The following is a 21,494-nucleotide window of genomic DNA, read 5'->3' on the forward strand; positions in this document are numbered from 1 at the left end:
GATTACAGGCGAAATTAAACGGCCTCAGTCCGATGGAATTTAGGACTAAGGCCGCATAACTGGTTTTTATTATTTGTACTGTCTACTTGACGGGGCGCAGTTCATATTTGGGAGAAGACAGCCCTTTATAATAAAGAAGCTAAAAAGTCCAAAGCCTTTGGATTCTCCTTAAACGTTGATCCCGTCCGCACCGAAATGTCAGCCTTACAGGCTGTCTTAAATCAATACCTAAACGGATTGGAAACCGGAACCTTAGATCCCGATGAAACGCTGCCCGAGTTCCGGGCTGCTCTCCGGGCAGCAGGCATTGTGCGGGTTATAGAAGAGAAACAAAAACAACTGGATATCTGGTCAGATCAACAGATCAAGCTTAATACGGAGGGAACGAAATAAACACAGGCCAAGACGGACCACTATGCCATCAGTGGTCCGTCTTCCTAGTATAAACCGCCCATAACTAGATGCGGCACATATGAGCTCGCAATTTCGTTTGAATCCAGTTCAAGCAAAATGATGGAAAAGGTGAATGTATACAACCATTTGTGCCGCAGTCTCATTAACGCTGCTATAAATTCCCTAACAGGATACACAATTAACAGACCAAATGAAAAATGGACAAACCAATCATAAATCCCCCTCTTCATCCCGAAAAGGTTTTTGGCCCAAAAGTCCAACGGCGTATTTTTATATGCAAAATGCGCGCCAATCATATGTAATATGCAAAATAAGGTGAAAAACAAATAAGAACGGTTGCTGAACTTGAAGAATCGGTATAGAATCGCAAGCTATCCCGGAGGGAGCTGACTTCGATATAGTTAATAACCACTTCGAGGAGTTGAATTAGAATCTTTGTAAAGATTTTAAAAAGGGTTACTCATTCAAGGTAATTGTCCATTGATCAAGTGCCTTCGTAGTTCAGCTTGGCGGATTCATTGATAGGTACAGCCGATTCAGATGCAAGTCAGGATTCCACCAATAGTGCTGATCCATCATTCGTTCAAGAAGAAGAGGAGCAGGAAACAGAAGCTGTGCAAGCAAACCAAAGAAGCTCCAGAAATCAAAAAAAAGGTTGGCCATCGGCCAACCTTTTTTTCTCCCTATAATAAACAACCACGAGTGATCTTAAAAAGATAACTTAAAGATAGCTCCAATCATTTGATTGCTCAGAGCTATAAATTTAACTCCGTATCTGAATTGAAGCAGCCCGTCCACATTTTCTTTCCAAATAATAACCCCATCTAAGTCCCCATATGAATCACTATGAAATTTATAAATAATCCCTTCATCGACAGGGAATGACAAGTTCGATTCAAATTGTAAGCCGCCCAATGAAATATTCCGTACCAGAACATCTGTTTTTTCTGTTAAATGACTCTCTTGGTTTATGGTTTCTATTGTCAGATCCGAAAGAGAGGAGACCTTCAGCCGATCGTATAAACGCAGGTTATTGGCAGCCATTATCAGCACATCCTTTCTTCTTCATTAAATCATATGAACACGCAACAGAGAATGGGAAACGAGTCCTAGGGATATCCGCCAAATTCAAGTCTTTTGCTGGTACTATTTGATAACATCTATTAAAATAAAATAGGTACACAGAACGACAATTTTTTCAGGATTGCCTATTTTATGAATAAGAAAGGAATTGACTATGAAAAGTGTTACTGCCAACCTTTAATGTCCGCCGGTTGACGGCGTAAGTTGTCCTGCTGATGACGGACAAGCTGACTGCAACAAAAAGCAGCAGAACAGCATTTTCGAGGAGCCAGTCTTTATCATAACAATTGCCCTTGCGACTCATGCTGGCTGTCATTTTATATTTGGTGAGTTTCTTTCGATAATCGGATGAAGCATACTGCGAGCCGCGATCAGAAGGACGGTCCATAATTGGTTAGAGCGCACAAGAAAGACAGGCCTGTAAAGACCCGTCTTTCTTGATCCGTCAACGGTTAAGCAAGTATTTGGCATAAATGGCATCGTACTCGGTTTTCGTTATCGGTATAACCGTTCCGTGACGGGGGCTGTTTGGCAAATCGTAATCGAGAGAAACCGTCCATACGCCAGAGTCCAGATCCGTCGTTTCGAGCGGAACATAACCTCGGCCGCCGAATTCGTCGGCGAATAAATACCATTTTTCATCCGTATTGGACTTGAAGACGGTTGGTCCTTCGACTCCTTTAAGGCCACCGACGCCTTCTTTTATAATTTGATAACCGGGATCGAACACGGAGCCTAGTACCTCCTGAAATACCATTTTGCCGTAAGGGGATAACGGCTGATTGTCTCTTTCATCTTTCGTGAACCTATAAATTTCCCCCTTATGGGAGATCATTGTCGTATCGATAATGGAATACCCGAAATCCATATGCGGTTCTGTAAAGACACAGAAATCCCGGGTTTTGCTGTACATGATTTTTTGATAAGCATCCCCGGCATGACTTTCATCCGCGAACAGCTTGGAAGCCCAGAACACGATATACTCGCCCGCAGCTACATCAAAGCTGTGGGAAGAAGTGCTCAGGCTTGATGCGAATTACGAAATGGCCTATATCGGAATTGGCAAGTCGCTGCTGCGTCAGGGCGAATACAAGCAAGCCATGACTTTTCTGAGGCTGGGCAATGACAGGGAATATTATTCCAAAGCGTTAACGAAATACCGCAGGGAGTATATGCGCGAGCACTTCGGGCCTATTTTAGCAAAATCAGATATGCTATGTAATGCGTTACACCTATTGCAGTTAAAAAAAGAGCAGGCTCGTCGCTTCAACGATCGTTCCTCCCCCAGCTATAATGTCCAAATTACGCTTCAGCAACCATCAATGAAATGGATTTCATTAATGGCATAATTATAGAACTACTCTATAAGCGAGTCAACGGTTACCATCTCATTCTCCCTCCGCCATCGCCACAAAACGGATGACTTTCAACACTGACAACGAGTGAAAAGCGGATGATCAATCATCTGCTCATCCACATTGGGCGGGTATGTGTGCTAAGCGTTAGGCATCAACTAGTTTAGAGTGCATAAGATTTAAAGATTGCTTTTTCCCGTTCAGTCGGATACTGAACGACTCGCGAAGATTTAACTAACGCGGAGGAAAGGAAGAATGCGGCATGAGGGAGCATCATAATGTTGCTTTGACTCCGCCCATGGGCTGGAACAGCTGGGATAGCTACGGAGCAAGCGTTACGGAAGCGGAAGTGCGTGGAAATGCCATGTATATGTCCCGCTATTTGAAGCCTTACGGTTGGGAATATGTTGTTGTGGATATTCAGTGGTATGAGCCCGGAGCAACCTCATCCGAATACCGTCCTTATGTGCCGCTGGAGATGGATGAGTACTCCCGGCTTGTTCCGGCTGTCAACCGGTTTCCTTCCGCCGCCGGGGGAGCAGGTTTTAGGCCTTTATCGGATTATGTGCACGGACTTGGCTTGAAGTTTGGCATTCATATGATGCGGGGCATTCCCCGGCAAGCCGTTCATGCAAATACTCCAATTAAAGGCTCCGTCTCCAGAGCTCGGGATGTCGCACATATCAATTCCATCTGCCCGTGGAATACGGACATGTATGGCGTTGACGCCACGAAAGAAGGTGCCCAGGCGTATTACAACTCCTTGTTTGAAATGTATACCGAATGGGGGGTGGATTTCGTCAAAGTGGACGATATTGCAGCTTCACGCCTTTACGGTATCCATTTGGACGAAATCCGATTGATCCGAAAAGCGATTGACCGCTCCGGAAGACCCATGGTGCTCAGCCTCTCCCCTGGCCCAGCGCCTTTGGACGAAGCGGAGTTCTTAATGAAAAACGCAAATATGTGGCGGATAACGGATGACTTTTGGGATCGTTGGGAGCTCCTTTACCAAATGTTCGAAAGGTGCGAGAAGTGGTTTCCTTATTCGGGACCCGGACATTGGCCGGATTGCGACATGCTCCCTCTGGGCCGCATCGGGATCCGCTCAGTCGACGGTGACCGCTGGACAAGATTTACCAGAGATGAGCAAATCACCATGATGACGCTTTGGACGATATTCCGATCCCCCCTTATGGTCGGTGGCGAGCTCCGCGATAACGATAGGTGGACCCATTATTTACTTACCAACGAAGAGGTGTTGCAAGTCCATAAAAATAGCCGCAATAATCGGCCGCTGTACCGCGACGGCTATTGGTCATCTTGGATTGCCGACGATGCAAAGGGAAACAATTATTTAGCGCTGTTTAACCTAAGCGAGGTGTTATTGACCTTCCCGATTACGGCGGAATGGCTCGGGCTCCCTGACAAATTAAAAGTGAGAAATCTGTGGCAGCGCACGGAGCTGGGGAGCCTCCATGATAACATCATGATTCCCATTCCTCCGCATGGCGCCGCGTTATTGAAAATTTATCCTTCGGCTATCGAATGATTCAAATCTTGAGCATAGTAGTCAAATAGACTACCTCTTTTCCATACATTTGGCCATAGGGTACTTGCTATGAAACGGGTTTAAGCATCGCTTTTTCCGCGTCGTAAATAACTGATCGTGACCAGTATACCAATGGATATCAAAGCGCCAAAAAGTGTCATAGACATATCTTTCTGAGAATCCAGTACATCTCCCTGAACGCCAAGATACTCCTCAGCAAGCGTTTGACTAGCCACCAATACGACACCCATTTCTCCGATTTCAAATAATGCGCTGGATGTCATAATGATGGAGAAGGTGAAGATATACAACCATTTGCTTTGCAGTCTTAAACACGCTGCTATAAATTCCCTAGCGGGATAAACAATTAATAGACCGAATGCAAAATGGACAAACCAATCATAGATACCTCTCTTCATATCGAAAATGTGTTTGGCCCAAACGTCCAGCGGCGTATTTTTGTACGCATAATGCGCGCCAACCATATGCAAAATGCAAAACAGGGTGATAAACAAGTAAGAACGGTTGCTGAACTTGAAGAATCGATATAAAATCGCAAGCACTGCAACAAAAAGCAGCAAGACAGCATTCTCGAGGAGCCAGTCTCTCCTGTTTACGGGAGATATGGCAAGTACTCCCCAAGCTAGAACGAATATCGCGATCATAAAATGCAAAGGCCGATTATGTCTAAACGAAATTTCAGAACTCGATACTTTCCGTGAACGCGTCCATTCGCGCCGGCTTTGTTTGGAAGAGCGAAGCATAAAGAAATTCACCTCATAAACCAAGAGTTTGGTTTGTATTGAACCCATCACCAACTTTTTTATATTGTCCATAAAAACCCATTTTACTCCAGATCGTTGAATTAACACTTTATATTCCTCTTATACTCCCATTTAAGCCCGGCCTAATAAAGAAAATGGCAGCCTGCAACTTTGTTTAGAAGTTCCAGACTGCCAATATTAAACGATAAGGAAATGCAAATTTCTGCTTGTCGTTTTCCGGGATAGAGTAGGAAATGATCTTAGAAATGGTTAGCTTTGTACTTGGAGCTGCTTTACGCGGTTAAGTTCCATTTCAACTAGTATCTGATTGTATTTCTCCGTATATTTTGTCACGGTCAACACGAAAGTGGAGTGGGACCACGTAAGGGGGGCCACCGAAAGAGGCTCTCCAGTCAAGGGATTCAGCTGTTCGGGGAGTACACCGCTTTCCATTGCTTGTTTATGGGTCCAATATAGTAAGTCATACGGTTCAGTCAAATCGGACAAAGTTTTTGCTCTTGCGATTTCCCATTCCGCTACCCAAAGTGTGCAGATAATCCACGGATTACCGGGGATCTTTCCATGGTCGTTTGATACGCTGAAATAATAATCCCCTTCATAGCGGGCATAACCGCCAACCTCCGTTTTCACCCTCAGATTTGATTTTATCGCTTCCATCGTACGGACAACCCGCGGATCATCTGCCGGCAGCACACCAAAGGAAAAGAGAGAGAACATGCTGCTTTCCACATTGTAATCTTTACTGATTTGTCCGTCGCTGTTCAGGTAAATTCCCCGCAAGAAGCGCCCTGTTTCCTCATCGTACAAATACCGCAGCATGGCCGCTTTAATCGATTCCGCTTTATCGTTATAACGTCTGTAGCGGATGTCGTCTCCGAACAATTGGGCAAAATTAGCTGCTGCCTTCAATCCGGCATATACGGAGGAGCAGGTAAAGGTGAAGATGCCTCGCCGTTCTTCCCATAAATCATAGCTTGGCAGCGGCAGCTCCAGTTCCGAATGCATGTAGTTTAACAAAAATTTGGCTGCCGGACGGATAAGCGAAGCGTACAATGACTGGCAGTGCTCAATTTGCTTCGTCTTCTCATAGTATTCCCATAACGTATACAATACGAGTGCGGTTTCGTCTTCTTGAATCGGCAGCTGCACTTCACCGTTCTGGATAACCGGATGCCAGCTCGATCCCACCGAACCGTCAGGATTGTACTTATGCTGAAGATACCCTTCTTTTGAAATCGCTTTTTTGCAAAATTTATAAAAATTGAATACCATTCCGCCATAGCCGGCCTTAATCATAGCCAGAGAAACCAGTGCGCCGTCACGCGGCCACATATAGCTGTAGTGATCGCGGTTGAACTCCAAGACGTCCGTATCGTTAGCGGCAATAATAGCGCCATTCTGATCGATTTGAGTGCTGACGACCAAGAGGCTCTTTTTGTATAAATCGATAAGCTCCGAAGGAAGATTAGCAAAATCGTCATTTTCTTTGTTCACCCAACGCTGCCAATATACCTCGATTCGTGACAGAAGATGGTTTGGATCATTTTCCATGACATAATTGTTCAGTTTTTTTACATCCTGATAGGTTTCACCGACACACAACCAGTAATACAAGGTTTGTTCTTCGCCCTCATCAAGGAAAAGGCGGAATGAGATTGTGCTGTCAACCGATCCTTGGGCAATGGTATTGCCGCCGAGCACTCCGTCTTCTGCGTCACGCCATGTTCCTTCGGCCTGATTAAATCGTTTGATGCCGATACTGTATTGATGGACTCCTTCCGTAGGTGTCTGTCCGTTCGCCATGATGTAAACATTCCGCTTATAGTGGTAGACGGAATTCAAACTGGGATCATACAGTGCGGTATCACCTATTTCCGATTCGTTCAAGTTAAAGTCGTGATGGAAAAACAGGCGGATTTCCCGGGGTTTCGAAGACCAGTTGCGGACCCGGACCCTTTTCAAATAAATATTATCCCGTTGATGAATACCGTCTTCCATGTGCAGCTCCAACTGCAATCTATCGTTTGCGGCGCGAATGTTAGTAACCAGCGAATCCGGCTGATAGCGCAATTGCCGATTCCACTCGTCTTCATCCAGCCAGTTAAACATTTCGTCCGTCCATACACCCATTTTGCAGTAATGGCCGCCCACATGATTGAGTTGTCCTACATAGGGATAATAAAGATCTCTTAAGCGAAGTTTGTCATCAAAGTTAATAAGCATTTTGCTGTTTCCGATTACTAGTGGTCTAGGCATTTTCTACACGTCCTCAATTCGTCTGTTAGCATTGTTGTTTAGATTCTGCTTTTCTTTGTGAATACCGTCGGGGCAGTCTGTTCTCCAATAAGTCTGCTTCCCTGTGTGACATATACTTCCTTGTCAAGGATCACATGTTCTAAAAAAGCCTCTTCTTCAATGACGCAATTTTGCATCAATATGCTGTTCTTAACAACCGCGCCTTTAGCGACTTTAACTCCCCTGAACAGAATGCTGTTCTCGACGGTTCCTTCAATAATGCAGCCGTTCGCGATCAGTGAATTTGCCGCTTGAATATCTCTCGTATACTTAGTGGGAGGCTCGTCCTTGATTTTAGTGTAAATGGGACCCGGCTCGAAAAAGAGCGATTCGTACACTTCCGGCTTTAATAAGTCCATACTGAATTTATAGTAATTATGAATGGAATTAATAACAGCCAGATGGCCTTTATATTCAAAGGCGTACACATTTAATGCGTCAAGATTGCGCATAATGACATGTCTTACAAGATCATAGTAGTTTTGCGCCACGCTCTTTTTCACCAGATCAACTAATAATTCCTTTTTAATCACGATCGTCCGCATGTACACTTTGCTGCTGTCATGCTTCAGATGGTTCTCGGTCATATTCGTGACGCGGCCATCATCGTTCTGCTCCACCATGATCAGGTTGGCAAGGTTTTCCTCGCTGGTGTTCATTTCTTTATAAATGATGGTAATATCCGCATTTCTCTTCTGATGGAACTCCACCACTTCGGCAAAATTAATGTTGCAGATCATGTGGCTGCTGGATACAACCACGTACTCCTCCGTGCTGCGGGCAAAATAATCGAGGGATCCATAAAAATTTTGCAAATCGCCGTTAAAGCCGGGAAAATGCGTATTGTTGGGAGGTAAAATGTATAATCCCTTCTGCTTTCTGTCTAAATCCCATTCCTTCCCGGAACCTAAATGATCGATGATGGAACGGTAGTTGTTGTGGGCAAGGACAGCAACATTATTGATCCCTGAATTCACCATATTGGATAGTACAAAATCAATCAGCCGGTATCTGCCGCCGAACGGTACAGTTGCGGTTGCACGCGAGTAGGTAAGTTCATGCAATAGCGGCTGGTTGATGCTGAGATTGATTACACCTAACACATTATTCACGGTACAAGCTCCTTTGACATTAAGATGAAATGACCATTTTATCCCCGATCAAAGTAATTTCCGTATCATACGGGCTACCGATCCGGGCGCCGTCTTCAATGACCACGCCGGAGCCGATAATCGCTCTATGGATCACGACATCTTTGCCGATGCGGCAGTTAGGCATAATAATCGAATCTTTGATCAGGCTCCTTTCACCGACTCTTACGCCATATGATAGTACAGAATGGTCGATTTCCCCGAATACCCTGCAGCCCTCATTTACCATGGAACGGTTAATTTTAGCGGTAGGCGCAATATATTGCGGTGGAAGGTTAGGGTTTTTCGTGTAAATTCGAGCTTTTTTGTCATGGAGAGAAAATGGCGGCTCATCCTCGAGCAGGTCCATATGCGCTTCCCAAAGGCTATCTAGCGTTCCGACATCTTTCCAATAGTCTTTGAATCGATAAGCTAATAAATATTGATTGCTTTCAAGCATAGCCGGAATGATATCTTTGCCGAAATCGTTGGATGACAATGGATTTTCCTCATCAGCAATCAGCAATTCCCTTAATACACTCCAGTTGAAAATGTACACGCCCATGGATGCCAGGTTGTTTTTCGGATATTTTGGCTTTTCGTCAAATTCGGTGATCCGGTCTTCTTCGTCCACATTCATAATGCCGAACCGGCTGGCCTCTTCTATCGGAACTTCTATAACCGCGATGGTAGCGTCCGCGTTTGCATCCTTATGAGCCTTAATCATCGCGGCATAATCCATCTTATAAATATGGTCGCCGGAAATGACGAGCACATATTCCGGATTATATTGCTCCAGATAGCTTATGTTCTGGTAAATGGCATGGGCTGTCCCTTTATACCAATTGCCCCCGTTTTTTGCGACATAAGGCGGAAGCACGGTAACGCCTCCATTTTTCCGGTCCAAATCCCATGAACTGCCGATTCCTATGTAGGAATTGAGTACCATCGGCTGGTATTGGGTCAGCACCCCGACTGTCTGAATTCCGGAATTGCAGCAATTGCTCAATGTGAAATCAATGATTCGGTATTTGCCCCCAAAGGGAACGGCGGGCTTGGCAAGATTGGCGGTCAGATTGAATAATCGTTTCCCTTCACCCCCGGCCAACAGCATGGCTACGCATTCTATTTTTTGCACCGGTTAATCTCCTCTCTGTCTCTCGCACTTGCTTACATTTACTCTTCCCCAGGATGTCGGTTGACGTCGTTAAGCTATACTTTTTCTTCCATTTAATCGACTCCTTTCTAGTATTTTTTACATTGTAAGCGAATTCATAAAAGATGTCAATATATTCTGACAATTCAGAAAATATAAAATTAATGTTAACATTTGCTAGAGTTGTATGCGATAAATAGCACAAAAAAAGCCGGGTTCCTCCTCTGTGGAATTGCCCCGGCTTCTTGCTCTATCGTTCGTTTTCACAAACCTAAAATTCAACAGGAAGAATAATATCAACGGTCGTCCCTTGATTCACTTTACTTTTTATTGACATACTCCCCTTGTGTCCTTCTATTATTTTATTCGTTACCATTAATCCGAGACCCGTTCCAGTCTCTTTGGTGGAATGAAACGGTTCGCCCAGCTTTGGCAGTTGATCCTCAGGGATGCCGATGCCTTGATCAATAAACCTGATTAATATTTGATTAGGCTGAATATTTTTAACTTGAATACGGACTATACCTCCATTATTCATCGCTTCCAGAGCATTTTTAAGAATGTTAATAAAAACCTGTTTCAGCTGATTTTCATCACACTTGATTAAGGGAATGCCACTATCATATTCCGTTATCATTTGCACATTTATAAGATTTGCCTGTGCGCTTAGCAGCAGCACGATATTCTGCAGTATACACTCCAATCTTTTTTCTTCCAGGGTGCGGACTACCTGCGGATTTGAAACGATCATAAATTCATTTACGATAAAATTGATTCGTTCGATCTCGGCTTGCATAATCTCAAAATAGTTTTCATAACCGAGATTTTTCGAATTTAACAATTGCAAAAAACCTTTTAAAGACGTTAATGGATTCCGGATTTCATGCGCAACCCCCGCTGCCAATTGCCCTACTACAGAAAGCTTTTCAGACTTCCTGATCATTTCCTCCGTTCGCTTTCGCTCTGTTATGTCTCTCATCACATTTTGAATGACGGGCTTGCCCAAATATTTATCAAAACAGATGCATGAGGTTTCGACGTCTATAATCTCTCCATCTAATCGGATAATCTTCTGCTCGATGCTTTCCGAACGTTCTTCCGCCGGTATAATAGACTGAATTCGTTCTGTCTCCATCTCATGATAGTCGGGATGCAAGAAATCAAAGATCGGTTTTCCTACCACTTCTTCAATCCTGGCTGCCCCAACTACTTTCAAAGCAGCATCGTTCGCATAAATCAAAATACCATCGCTATGAATCGTTATGGGTTCAGGCGAAAGCTTAATGATTTTCCGGTATCTGGACTCGCTGTCACGAAGCATCTCTTCTATTTGATTCCGCTTAAAATTATTAATCTGCATAAGTAAATAAAGCATCCAAGCCATTACAACGACAAAGAAACAGCCTTTAATCGTTTGTATTCTAGTTATGATTTCCGCGTCCTTGAAAAATATAAACAATATATTGTCTGTCAATACAATCCACAGGACTGTAATAAGTACATAGATGAATACTATTTTTAAAATGCTCAGTTTTCCATTGGAATTTTCTTGTCTGCTCGAGCTCATGATGATTCCCTTCTTTTCCCTATAAGTTGCTTCGAGACTTAGGAGCCATGCTCTTAAAAAAGCCTGGTTCACTCCCTCATTGACTAAAAACGGTTACAATCAGCATATGTAGAGTGTTTTTTTAAAAGGGATTTACATTTAGTGTATTTTTACAGAAAAAGTCCTAACTGAAAAATATTATCCTTCTTTACTTATATATCGGAAAATATTTTCCCAACATGACCGAGTATAAGATAATTTATTTTCCTAGTCAATGCTAATTCGGATAATTTCCAACGATCATGCTAGGATTTAATTTTAGGTTAACAATGAACGCACACGGCACGGGTTAAATGATAGACGGCAGCCCTCATTTTGCTGATACATCCGTTATAAACTAAGCAGTCAGCGGTATTTTCGTTTACAAAAAATTAATATTTTATAACAGGAAAGTCATAGTCGATTGCAGACCATCTATTTTCTATTGCATATTGAATGGACGTGAAATATAATTTGTCTGTTCAGGAAAAATTTTTCCTGTATTTAGAAACGGTCAATCTTATTCGGGTGGTGATGAACATGAAAATAACGATTAACGATATAGCAGAAATGGCCGGGGTTTCGATATCTACAGTCTCAAGAGTGCTCAATAACAGCAAACCCGTTAAAGAGGAAGTACGGAAACGGGTTATAGAAGCAATCAAGCAAACCAACTATCGCCATAGCGCTTTAGCGAGCGATGTTAACAAGAGTGAATCTTGCCTGATCGGCGTCATTATTCCGTTATATATCCATACGGTATTGGACGAATTTATCATTGGTATCAAAAACGTAGCCAATTTTTACGGCTATGACGTTTTGATTACACAAACAGATGGTACCATCGAAAGCGAGCTTCAGCATTTGCAGCTATTTCGTAAACTTCAAATTCACGGCATTATTTTCACAGGAACGCCTATACATAAGAAGCATGTCGACATGATTGAAAGCACACCGTGCATTGCGATCGGCCAAATCTCAAGTCTCCCTTCCATTCCTTCTGTGCATGTTGATAACATAATGGCTGCCTATGAAGCAGTAACCTCCCTGATACATAAGGGCCACCGCAATATTGCCATGATTCGCGGTACAGGCATATCGGCCGTAGGCGAAGAGCGTTTTATAGGTTATCGGCAGGCTTTAAAGGATGCCGGTATTACTATGCGCAAAGATTGGGTCGCGGAGAGCGGGTTTTCCGTTGAGGAGGGTATGAGCGCGATGGACAGCATTGCAGCAGCAGGTTCGTTGCCTACCGCTGTATTTTGTTCAACTGATCTCATGGCTCTGGGAGCGATGAATTATTTACTGGACAATGGCCTTCGCATTCCTGAAGACGTTTCCGTTTTCGGCTTTGACGGCACCTACATGTCAACTATAGTAAGACCTAGACTTTCGACAGTGGAATACTCCGATACGGAGATCGGCATGACGGCTGCCCGCAATCTGTTCAAAATGATCAAAGGAGCCACGGATATTCCTCAGCATACCAATGTAACGCATTACGTAGCGATTCGCGACAGTACGCATTGAGCTGCCTCCCCTTGTTAGAACTCCAATCGCTAAGCTGTCTCAGGTTCTTGATTCGTTATCAATTAGGTATCACCAATAGATTACATTGAATAAAGTCGAGTTAATAGCAAATTAACAGACATCTTACATTAAAAAACAGATTTATATAATCGCTGTATCTCTCATGTGTTGGCACTCTCGATCGCTCCCTCCCGTTGAGCATAAAGAAGGAGCAAGTTAGTTCCTCTCCGCGTATGTCCTACATATAATGGCTTCTGGAGGTGAAAATATTTTGCTACAAATGCCATGGTATACGAAGGCTTTGGGATTAGTCGGCCAGCCTGTGGGGGTTTCATTGGTTAACGGGCAAGGTGTAACGGGGGTTTTATGCAGCGTCAGCGGCGGCACCGTGGTTCTGCAGGAGTACTTGTATCAAAGCCAATTTGCCACAAAGCAGTATCCCTTCAATATGATTCAGGATATTAATTCTTTTCCGGGCTGCAGCGTTCCTGGCCCTTTGTTTTGACATCCAATATTTCTGGACACAAATAAAACGAACCGTTCAAGAGTCTCCTTGTCGGTTCGTTTTTTATATTGGAACTTTACTTGTAGCAGATTCAGACTAAAGGCGGGGTGCCCCCCCTGCTTAAGGCGGTTATTCTTTCCACTAAATTCCTGTACATTATAGGAGGCGCTGAGTGACTGGAAACTGTTTACTTGAAAGGGGAATTGAAATACATGTGGAGACGGGTCCGCAAAATTGCGTTTTACCTGCTCGTGATGCTTATGGTGCTGGCAGGTATCGGTGCTGCTTATCAATGGTACGGTTCCGTGCAGGACAGGAAAACATATAAAACAACCGGGAAACTGTATGATGTAGCAGGCGGCAAGATGCATCTCTATACGGAAGGTGAAGGAGACACTACGGTAGTGTTCGCTTCAGGGTGGGGAACGGTGAATCCTTACGCCGATTTTTATCCTTTGTATGAAGGGCTGAAGCAGCATGTGAAGCTTGCAGTCTATGACCGGCTCGGTTACGGTTTCAGCGATATAACCGGCAGAAAACGGGATATCGATACGATCACCGACGAGATTCATGAGCTGCTTCAAGCATCCGGACAGAAACCGCCTTATGTGTTCGCCGCCCACTCTCTGGGTGCTCTGGAAACCATCCGGTACGCGCAGCGGTTTCCAGAAGAAGTGAAGGGTATACTGCTCATAGAAGGCGGAAGTCCTGAATATTACAATTTCAGCCCGGAGCTTACCCTTATTCCTTGGACGTACAAAGGACTTCGGACATTGGGCATACTGCGGACATTGTATCATATGAACGGCTTCGCCGAATGGGTTGCCGACCAAAGCAACGGGGAGAAGCTGCTGCCGGAGGAGCTGAAGGAATTAAACCGCAAAGCCACACTGCTTAAGGCCGGGAACCGGAATATGACGGATGAAATACGCCAAAGCCGAGAGAATGCCGGAATCGTGCTTGCAGGCGGAAAGCCGCTTAACATCCCCATTACAGTAATGACTGCCGATTATTTCGGCAAGCTGGACGATGATCAAGCATGGAAAGACAGCCAAGCAGCGCTTCCTTCATGGTCCGTTTCCGGCAAGCAAATCATCGTGCAAAGCAGCTCCCATTATATACACAGCTATCAGCCAGGCCTTGTTGTTGATGAGCTGCTAAAACTGGCCGGGCAGGTTGAATGATTCGAATAGGAGCGATTCTAATTTAATATTTGTGTGAGGAAATCTAATTTTTCCTTCGCATTATCTTTCGTTATGATGTCAATACCGCTGTCAATCCTTGTTTCAACGGTCTCCCCTTCAATCGCTTTCAATGCGTTTTCAACACTTAAATAACCCATGTCATAAGGGTTCTGTGTCACTGTAGCGGTCAGCGTTCCCGCTTCAATGGCCTTGACCATGTCTATAATACCGTCCGCTCCGACGACCGGAATTTTTAAACCTTTTTCTTCTATTACTTTTAATGCCTTTAGAGCTAAAGTGTCATAAGTGGCAAATACACCTTTAATATCGGAATTCGTCTGATACATATTCGTTTTCAAAAGGCTACTCATTACTGATCTAACCTCTGCAATGTCGTCAACATACTCAAACTGCTGCTCGACAATTTTAATTCCAGCGGCTTCTAAAGTTTCTTTAGCTCCTTTTATCCGTTCATTCGCGTTTACTGATATCCCCCCAATGAGGGCTACTTGATCCCCGGGCTGCAGCATGGAAGCTAACAGCTCTCCTGCTTTTTTGCCCAATGCAGGGTTATCCGTTCCAATATAAGCCGTTTTATCATTCCAATCGGCTTCCGTATCCACAAACAAAACAGGAATATTTTTTTTCTTATATTCCATTAATATAGGAATAATGGAAGAAGGTTGTTGCGGAGCGACAACCAGTGCATCCGGATTTTGCCTCAAAACGTTTTTCAACAATGTTGCCTTTGTCAGACTTTTGGAATTAGGTGCTAGCACTTTACCCTCTATATTAAAATCAAGAAATGCTTTATTCGCGCCTGCTTCAACAATTTTCCAATACTCTGAATCTAATCCTTCAAGTACGACAACAACCTTCGGCCTCTCATCCCTATCTATTAACCTGACAGTTAACCCGATTAAAGCGAAAAGTACGATTGTGCAAACCAATAGGACCATCCATCTTTTCTTCATCGCTCATCCCCTCCCCGCATGGTTTTTCCGGACATTCGGAATTCTGTTTCGCTTCATGCGTTCATGCATAATCAAAGCCTGAAACGAATAGAAAAGACAGTCCCATGATCACCTGATTTTACATCGATGACAGCATGATGACGTTCAGCCACACTGTAGCAAATAGCTAGGCCTAATCCGGATCCCTTCTCTTTCGTTGTGAAGAAGGGGGTTCCTATTTTCTCCAGTAGCTCCGGTTTAATTCCCACTCCCTCATCCCGTATCTCCAGAACGGCCGATTGTTCTTCAGAATATGTCTTTATCGTAAGCGTTCCTCCTGAAGACATGGCCTCCAACCCATTTAAAACGAGATTCAATATAAGCTGGCGAATTTCCTTTTCATCTAAATATAGTTCCGGGCAATCCCCTAATTCAAGCAGCACATGCTTGTCAGAAAGCAGCGCTTCTGCCTGAATCAGCGGAAATAGCGCTATTAAAATCTCATTGAGATGCTTTTGGGTTTTATCATTGACTTTATTTTTAGCCAGAGTCAGAAATTCTGTAATGATGCCGTTGGCCCGATCAAGTTCTCCCATCATTAATTCAATATGCTCCAGTGAAAGAATATCACGTTTAAACTTGGACATTTGTAAAAATCCCCTGACAGAAGTCAATGGATTTCGAATTTCATGGGCAATTCCTGCTGCCATCTCCCCAATTAAATTCAAACGGTCCAATCGAGCCATTTCTTTCTCCAATAGAATTCTTTCGGTTATGTCAGTCACAACAATGATAATACATGCTTCTCCTTGGATTTCTATTCGTTCTGTTGACAATAAACCCTCGCGCACTTCCTCGGACTTGCTCCTATATCGAATCTTCTCATTGCGAATCGATTTCCCGCATTCAAGACTGAATAAACCGGTATTGCTCCTATCAGAGTCCGGTATAAGATGCAGCATATCGTCCGTTTGATTCTTTACCTCTTCATAACAATAACCGGTATAATGTAACCATCTCTCATTAACATCAATGAACCTTCCATCCTGGAGAGAACGAATTGCTATCAAGCAAGGACTGGACTCAAAAATTTTCCGAAAACGTTCCTGGGATAAGCGAAGATCGTCCGCTATTTTTTTTCGCTCCTCAATTTCTTTCTGGAGCTTCTCGTTAGCCAGTAAGAGTTCCAAAGTCCGCTCTTCCACCAGCTTCTCTAAATCATTGAATTGCTGCCTTCGCAGAGCCTCGAACTTTTTTCTATCCGTAATATCACGAATGGAACATACATAGATGTTTTGATTCTCTATATTTGCTTCCCCAATTTGAATATCCGCGGGAAAAATGCTTTTGTCTTTGCGCAAGGCAACAGCCTCCATCAACTTGCCGGTAATCGGCTTGACCTTGGGAGAAATGATCAATGAGGCCTCTTTCCCATCATCTTGCTTAAAGGCAGGGAGAAGGTTAGCGACATGCTGGCCTAATAACTCATCAGTGATGTAACCAAACATATCTTTAACTGCATGGTTGACAGAAAAAATATATCCGCTTTCATCAAATGTTATAATCGTATCTATCAGTGTCTCTCCAATCACCCTCGCCACTGCTTCCTTATTGCGCAAATCCAGCGTCGTGCGGTCAAGTTTTTGGTTAACTTCCTGAAGCTCAAGAGTACGCTCCCATTCACTTTGTTCATAATTTTTGTGAATGTTTATAAGTTGTTCAATTTTCCGCCTCAGCGTTTCCGGATGGAAGGGTTTGGTGATATAGTCAATGGCTCCAACGGAATAACCACGAAGGACATTTTCAATATCCTGGCTAATAGCAGTAACAAAAATAATAGGGATATGTTTTGATTTTTCTCTTTCCTTGATTAATTTAGCCGTTTCAAATCCATTCAATCCCGGCATTTGCACGTCCAGCACAATAACGGAAAAGTCCCGCTGTAAAACATACATCAATGCTTCTTCACCCGAATTTGCTTTGGTAAAACAATAGTTCGGGGACATGAGCACAGCTTCTAAAGCTAATAAATTTTCCGGGTGATCATCCACTATTAAAATATTGACCTTTTCGGCGGATATTGCACTATTTGATTTTACGGTACATTCTTTCTGCGGAATCAAACTCTTCGTAATGGTCAGCATATCTTGTATACCGAATCCCCTCTCTATTACCGAGACCAATAAAACCCGATAAACTTAAACTCTCATAAAACAGCTGATGTACATGATTTTGCAAAGATTTATTAAAATAAATCATCACATTTCGGCAAATAATGATGTGAAATTCATTAAAAGAGTGATCGGTCGCCAAATTATGCTGAGCAAATACAACATTTTCCCGAAGAAAAGGATGGAAAATCACTTTATCCTGCTTAACTGTGTAGTATTCGGAAAAGGCCCTCGTTCCACCAGCTTCCAAATAATTTTTAGTATACATTTGCATCCGTTCTAAAGGGAAAACTCCACTTTTTGCCTCTTCTAAAAGAGTGCCATTCATATCTGTTGCATAGATTTTAGTTTTGTCGTATATTCCTTCCTCGTGCAAAAGAATGGCCATCGAATAAACTTCTTGTCCTACTGAACAGCCTGCATGCCAAATCCGAATAAATGGGTATTCCCTCAGCTTCGGAATGACTTTATTTCGAAAGGATAAAAAAAAGCTGGGATCGCGGAACATCTCCGTCACATTGATAGAGAAATCAGCATAAAATCTTTTCATCAAGTCAGGGTCATGGAAAACCTTCTCCTGAAGGCCAGATATGCTTTTTAATTTCTCAGCACGAATGCGATACCATATTCTGCGCTGAATAAAGGGAAATGAATAGTACCTAAAATCAAAGCCGTAATAACGATACATGCCTTCAAGCAATAATTCGATTTCAATTTTTTCTAATTCGGCATCATCTTGTATTTGATTTTTACTCTTTTCATCGATTAGCTCTGTAATGGTAGTCCCGCCTATCTATATACCCATACCTGTATCAGTGAGAGTAGTTGAATAATATTTATTGGTTTGCTGATATAATCAGAAGCCCCGGCATTCATGCATTGTTCCCTATCCTGTTTCATTGCCTTTGCTGTAAGTGCGATTATTGGAATATTTTTGAATTGAGGCATTTGACGAATCGCGTGGATGGCCTCAAAACCGTCCATCTCCGGCATCATGATATCCATCAATACCAAATCCGTCTCAGGGTTGCTGCATAAGATTTCAATTCCTTCAAGGCCATTTAGCGCAAATATTACTTCCATTTGATATCCCTCTAACGCAGTCGTTAACGCGAATATATTGCGCATATCATCGTCCACAATGAGAATTTTTTTACCGTCGAGCAAGTTTTTTTCATACGGATTAGGGTTCCACGATTCAACATGCAGTCCATTCTTCGCAGCAGATTCCACGGAATTGTGCGCCTGTTCGTAATGCCCTGCGGCCACCTCTTTCATAGAGGATCGGTTTTCTGTCAATGGGAACGATTCAATACTGGGCAAATACAGAGTAAAGGTAGTTCCCTTGTCTACCTCACTATTCACTTGGATGAAACCGCCTAACAGCTGGGCAATTTCCCGGCTAATCGGCAGACCTAAACCAGTGCCGCCGTATTTTCGGCTTGTGGTTCCATCCGCCTGCTTAAATGTCTCGAAAATCATTTCCTGTTTTTCTTCCGGAATCCCAATTCCCGTATCTACAACTGAAAAGGCCAACACAGATCCCATTTGGTCAGCAATAGGTTTTTCACCAAAAACTTTTTGGGACGTCTTCTGAATATATAGGGATACACTGCCCTTTTCCGTGAATTTAAAGGCATTTGATAATAAATTTTTCAGAATTTGCTGCAAGCGATGCTCGTCGGTAAATATACTCTTCGGTAAATCCGGATCGATCCGGACGGAAAATTCAATCCCTTTCTGGCGGGCAATCGGGAAAAATTGATTTTCTACAAATACCTGCACATCCTGAAGCTGTAATTCTTCAGGAATCACCTCCAAGTTTCCAGATTCCACTTTCGCCAAATCTAAGATGTCGTTGATTAAATTGAGCAGATCATCACCTGATGAATAGATTGTCCGGATATATTCCAATTGTTTATCGGTAAGATTCCTCTCCGAATTCTCAGCAAGTATATGAGTCAGAATCAATAAACTGTTGAGCGGTGTTCGCAGTTCATGGGACATATTGGCAAGAAACTCGGATTTATATTGAGAGCTAAGTGCCAAATGCTGAGCTTTTTCCTCGAGAACCAGCCTGATTTCTTCCAGCTCCGTCTTCTTCTGTTCCGAGTTTTCATATTGTTCTTCGAGTCTTTCATGGGCCGATCTTAATTCCTCTTGCTGCATTTGGAGCTCCTCCGATTGACTTTGCAGTTCTTCTGTAAGAGCCTGCGATTCTTGCAGCAATTTTGCCACTAGCATTCGGCTTTTAACACTATTTATGGCAATCCCAATTTTGCTCATAACCTCATGAAGCAGCATTTGCTGAAGTGGAGTGAATGTTTCAAAGGTAGCCAATTCAATGACAGCCAGTATCTCCCCTTCATACTCAGCGGGTAAAATGATTAGGCTTGCTGGCGACGACATGCCGGTACCGGAAACTATCTTTAGATGATCCTCCGGGATCTGATTAAGCAAGATAGACTTTTTTATCGCTGCACATTGTCCAACCAGCCCCTCCCCCACACGAAAACTTTCGAATCCAAATGGTTCATGATGAGCAGCATAGCCAGCCAACTTTCGAAGGCGGTATTGATCCCCTTCCCCCTCCTGCGTATAGAAGACTCCATAACTGGCTCCCGCCATTGGCGTAATCTTCGTAATAAACAATTGAGCCAAGGTCTGCAAATCATCCACTTTAGAATACATCGTGGCGATTTCTGCAATTTTTGTTTTTAGCCAACTCTTTTCCTGAGCCTCTTCTTTTAACTCTATTTCCTGCTTGGCGCGTTCTTCCAAATCTTGGGCCATTCCATTAAAGGCTTCAGCAATCGCACCAAACTCATCTTTGGAAGTCACCTTAATGCGGGGTAACTTCGTTACATTATTATGGGTTACGCTAGTCATTACAGATGTTACTTTATTAAGATTCTTTGTAATGCTTAGGATCAACCAAACCGTCATCCCTATTCCGATTATCAAACCTATTAAGACATATGTATAAATCATTTTGGTGGCTACATTATATGTCGCGCGGGTCCGATACAATTCGTTTTTCATCTCTTGTTCCTGCAGGGTATTTAGTAAGTCTATATTTTGCAGCAGACGTTCACGAAGCTGCTTCGAATCATACCATAGCAATTTTTCGTATTCAGCCTTCATACCCGCTTTTTTGAGTGTTAAAATTTGTTGTGTCATTTCAGTATAAGTTCCATAGAGTGCCGTGAATTTTACAATTAATTCCTGTGACTTTTCACGAGTATCCATCTTCTTTAGGGACTCAATGGCCATACTCGTATTCATACGGGATTTTTCCATATCATTCGTGAAATCTTGAAGGAGATCATCAGGCGGATCGGAAGTGAGCCCCTTTAATCCCCTGTCCAAATTGGCAATCTCGTACTGAATGGTTGCAGTCATACTTACCCTTTCGGATAATTCCTTGACTACGACATTCATTTTTACCGTTATTTGATCCAGCATATTTATTAAAAACGTCACGAGGATAATAATGATTACTAAAAAAGAACCCAATCCTAAATAGAGCTTTGTTTTGAATTTCATATAATCTCCATTCTATTTAAATGTCTATAAATTACTAATTTAGGGGAATTATAAATTATTTCTTCTCTTTAAAGCGATTGTCATTTGCATTACCTCGGACAAGGAGGCTGTGGGGTCAACGTTTTAGCAAGACGGATGGTGCGAGGAGATTCGTTATTGCAAGTATTATTCCTATTTTGAAAAGCACGCCCGGGGCTCAAGCCGGCCCTTTAGTCGATACAGTCCTTGTTGCTTCAATGCAATCTAAACC

The 21,494-nt window shown here is 43.0% G+C and carries 19 protein-coding genes; 6 read left to right on the forward strand and 13 right to left on the reverse strand.

From position 1 onward, the window contains the following. The first annotated feature begins 105 nt into the window (after positions 1-105). Positions 106-393: a DUF3502 domain-containing protein gene (locus ASG81_RS33900; protein WP_081417249.1), complete on the forward strand. Its 288-nt coding sequence runs from the start codon at positions 106-108 to the stop codon at positions 391-393. A gap of 44 nt (positions 394-437) precedes the next feature. Here the strand turns inward: ASG81_RS33900 and ASG81_RS33905 are convergent, their stop codons facing one another. From ASG81_RS33905 to ASG81_RS10635, 4 genes are all read right to left on the reverse strand, one after another. Then, positions 438-779 carry a DUF2238 domain-containing protein gene (locus tag ASG81_RS33905; RefSeq protein ID WP_081417250.1) on the reverse strand — a complete coding sequence of 114 codons (342 nt, stop codon included), beginning with the start codon at positions 777-779 and terminating at the stop codon, positions 438-440. Between the two features lie 136 nt (positions 780-915). Next, positions 916-1,077 (reverse strand): hypothetical protein, encoded by a 162-nt coding sequence (locus ASG81_RS32655; protein WP_162255016.1) that lies wholly within the window; start codon positions 1,075-1,077, stop codon positions 916-918. A 45-nt stretch (positions 1,078-1,122) separates the two neighbouring features. After that, positions 1,123-1,458, reverse strand: coding sequence for a PilZ domain-containing protein (locus ASG81_RS10630; RefSeq protein WP_056633147.1), 336 nt, complete (start codon positions 1,456-1,458; stop codon positions 1,123-1,125). 484 nt (positions 1,459-1,942) lie between these two features. Then, complete coding sequence (locus ASG81_RS10635) at positions 1,943-2,473, reverse strand: hypothetical protein (protein WP_056633150.1); 531 nt, start codon at positions 2,471-2,473, stop codon at positions 1,943-1,945. A gap of 67 nt (positions 2,474-2,540) precedes the next feature. Between ASG81_RS10635 and ASG81_RS10640 the strand changes: the two genes are divergently transcribed. Both ASG81_RS10640 and ASG81_RS10645 read left to right on the forward strand, forming a co-directional pair. Next, on the forward strand, positions 2,541-2,846 hold the full coding sequence (locus tag ASG81_RS10640; RefSeq protein ID WP_155971418.1) for a hypothetical protein: 306 nt from the start codon (positions 2,541-2,543) through the stop codon (positions 2,844-2,846). Positions 2,847-3,114: 268 nt separating this feature from the next. Continuing rightward, positions 3,115-4,404, forward strand: a complete 1,290-nt coding sequence (locus ASG81_RS10645; protein WP_056633156.1) for a glycoside hydrolase family 27 protein — start codon at positions 3,115-3,117, stop codon at positions 4,402-4,404. Positions 4,405-4,484: 80 nt separating this feature from the next. On the opposite strand, the gene ASG81_RS10650 is transcribed toward ASG81_RS10645, so the two are convergent. The 5 genes from ASG81_RS10650 to ASG81_RS10670 all read right to left on the reverse strand — a co-directional run bounded on the left by ASG81_RS10650 (position 4,485) and on the right by ASG81_RS10670 (position 11,337). Then, a complete protein-coding gene (locus tag ASG81_RS10650; protein ID WP_162255017.1) occupies positions 4,485-5,168 on the reverse strand; it encodes a DUF2238 domain-containing protein in 684 nt (227 codons plus the stop codon). 270 nt (positions 5,169-5,438) lie between these two features. Continuing rightward, entirely contained in the window at positions 5,439-7,445 is a 2,007-nt protein-coding gene (locus ASG81_RS10655; protein ID WP_056633159.1) for a glycoside hydrolase family 15 protein, read from the reverse strand. A 38-nt stretch (positions 7,446-7,483) separates the two neighbouring features. After that, positions 7,484-8,596: a glucose-1-phosphate adenylyltransferase subunit GlgD gene (glgD, locus tag ASG81_RS10660; protein WP_056633162.1), complete on the reverse strand. Its 1,113-nt coding sequence runs from the start codon at positions 8,594-8,596 to the stop codon at positions 7,484-7,486. Between the two features lie 19 nt (positions 8,597-8,615). Next, complete coding sequence (locus ASG81_RS10665; protein WP_056633165.1) at positions 8,616-9,752, reverse strand: glucose-1-phosphate adenylyltransferase; 1,137 nt, start codon at positions 9,750-9,752, stop codon at positions 8,616-8,618. A gap of 289 nt (positions 9,753-10,041) precedes the next feature. After that, positions 10,042-11,337 carry an ATP-binding protein gene (locus ASG81_RS10670; RefSeq protein WP_056633167.1) on the reverse strand — a complete coding sequence of 432 codons (1,296 nt, stop codon included), beginning with the start codon at positions 11,335-11,337 and terminating at the stop codon, positions 10,042-10,044. 558 nt (positions 11,338-11,895) lie between these two features. Between ASG81_RS10670 and ASG81_RS10675 the strand changes: the two genes are divergently transcribed. The 3 genes from ASG81_RS10675 to ASG81_RS10685 all read left to right on the forward strand — a co-directional run bounded on the left by ASG81_RS10675 (position 11,896) and on the right by ASG81_RS10685 (position 14,574). Further along, positions 11,896-12,885 carry a LacI family DNA-binding transcriptional regulator gene (locus ASG81_RS10675; protein ID WP_056633170.1) on the forward strand — a complete coding sequence of 330 codons (990 nt, stop codon included), beginning with the start codon at positions 11,896-11,898 and terminating at the stop codon, positions 12,883-12,885. Positions 12,886-13,165: 280 nt separating this feature from the next. Further along, a complete protein-coding gene (locus tag ASG81_RS10680) occupies positions 13,166-13,390 on the forward strand; it encodes a hypothetical protein (protein WP_056633335.1) in 225 nt (74 codons plus the stop codon). A 212-nt stretch (positions 13,391-13,602) separates the two neighbouring features. After that, on the forward strand, positions 13,603-14,574 hold the full coding sequence (locus ASG81_RS10685) for an alpha/beta fold hydrolase (protein ID WP_056633174.1): 972 nt from the start codon (positions 13,603-13,605) through the stop codon (positions 14,572-14,574). A gap of 17 nt (positions 14,575-14,591) precedes the next feature. Here the strand turns inward: ASG81_RS10685 and ASG81_RS10690 are convergent, their stop codons facing one another. The 4 genes from ASG81_RS10690 to ASG81_RS10705 form a co-directional block, all read right to left on the reverse strand. Beyond that, positions 14,592-15,548, reverse strand: a complete 957-nt coding sequence (locus tag ASG81_RS10690) for a sugar ABC transporter substrate-binding protein (RefSeq protein ID WP_056633177.1) — start codon at positions 15,546-15,548, stop codon at positions 14,592-14,594. 71 nt (positions 15,549-15,619) lie between these two features. Next, on the reverse strand, positions 15,620-17,671 hold the full coding sequence (locus ASG81_RS10695) for a PAS domain S-box protein (protein WP_056633180.1): 2,052 nt from the start codon (positions 17,669-17,671) through the stop codon (positions 15,620-15,622). Further along, positions 17,613-18,407: a CheR family methyltransferase gene (locus tag ASG81_RS10700; RefSeq protein WP_442952857.1), complete on the reverse strand. Its 795-nt coding sequence runs from the start codon at positions 18,405-18,407 to the stop codon at positions 17,613-17,615. Before ASG81_RS10700 ends, ASG81_RS10695 begins: the two co-directional genes overlap by 59 nt. An 80-nt stretch (positions 18,408-18,487) precedes the next feature. Continuing rightward, on the reverse strand, positions 18,488-21,244 hold the full coding sequence (locus ASG81_RS10705; protein WP_056633184.1) for an ATP-binding protein: 2,757 nt from the start codon (positions 21,242-21,244) through the stop codon (positions 18,488-18,490). Positions 21,245-21,494: the final 250 nt, after the last annotated feature.

Origin of the sequence: Paenibacillus sp. Soil522 (assembly GCF_001428245.1) — a bacterium.
Taxonomy (GTDB): Bacteria; Bacillota; Bacilli; order Paenibacillales; family Paenibacillaceae; genus Pristimantibacillus.

Excerpts from the sequence above, each read along its gene's own strand:
- ASG81_RS10695 (WP_056633180.1), bottom strand. The coding sequence starts at position 17,671 with ATGCTGACCATTACGAAGAGTTTGATTCCGCAGAAAGAATGTACCGTA.
- ASG81_RS10650 (WP_162255017.1), bottom strand. The coding sequence starts at position 5,168 with ATGCTTCGCTCTTCCAAACAAAGCCGGCGCGAATGGACGCGTTCACGG.
- ASG81_RS10680 (WP_056633335.1), top strand. The coding sequence starts at position 13,166 with ATGCCATGGTATACGAAGGCTTTGGGATTAGTCGGCCAGCCTGTGGGG.
- ASG81_RS10640 (WP_155971418.1), top strand. The coding sequence starts at position 2,541 with ATGGCCTATATCGGAATTGGCAAGTCGCTGCTGCGTCAGGGCGAATAC.
- ASG81_RS10630 (WP_056633147.1), bottom strand. The coding sequence starts at position 1,458 with ATGGCTGCCAATAACCTGCGTTTATACGATCGGCTGAAGGTCTCCTCT.
- ASG81_RS10705 (WP_056633184.1), bottom strand. The coding sequence starts at position 21,244 with ATGAAATTCAAAACAAAGCTCTATTTAGGATTGGGTTCTTTTTTAGTA.
- ASG81_RS10675 (WP_056633170.1), top strand. The coding sequence starts at position 11,896 with ATGAAAATAACGATTAACGATATAGCAGAAATGGCCGGGGTTTCGATA.
- ASG81_RS10670 (WP_056633167.1), bottom strand. The coding sequence starts at position 11,337 with ATGAGCTCGAGCAGACAAGAAAATTCCAATGGAAAACTGAGCATTTTA.
- ASG81_RS10645 (WP_056633156.1), top strand. The coding sequence starts at position 3,115 with ATGAGGGAGCATCATAATGTTGCTTTGACTCCGCCCATGGGCTGGAAC.
- ASG81_RS10655 (WP_056633159.1), bottom strand. The coding sequence starts at position 7,445 with ATGCCTAGACCACTAGTAATCGGAAACAGCAAAATGCTTATTAACTTT.
- ASG81_RS10690 (WP_056633177.1), bottom strand. The coding sequence starts at position 15,548 with ATGAAGAAAAGATGGATGGTCCTATTGGTTTGCACAATCGTACTTTTC.
- ASG81_RS32655 (WP_162255016.1), bottom strand. The coding sequence starts at position 1,077 with ATGGCCAACCTTTTTTTTGATTTCTGGAGCTTCTTTGGTTTGCTTGCA.
- ASG81_RS10685 (WP_056633174.1), top strand. The coding sequence starts at position 13,603 with ATGTGGAGACGGGTCCGCAAAATTGCGTTTTACCTGCTCGTGATGCTT.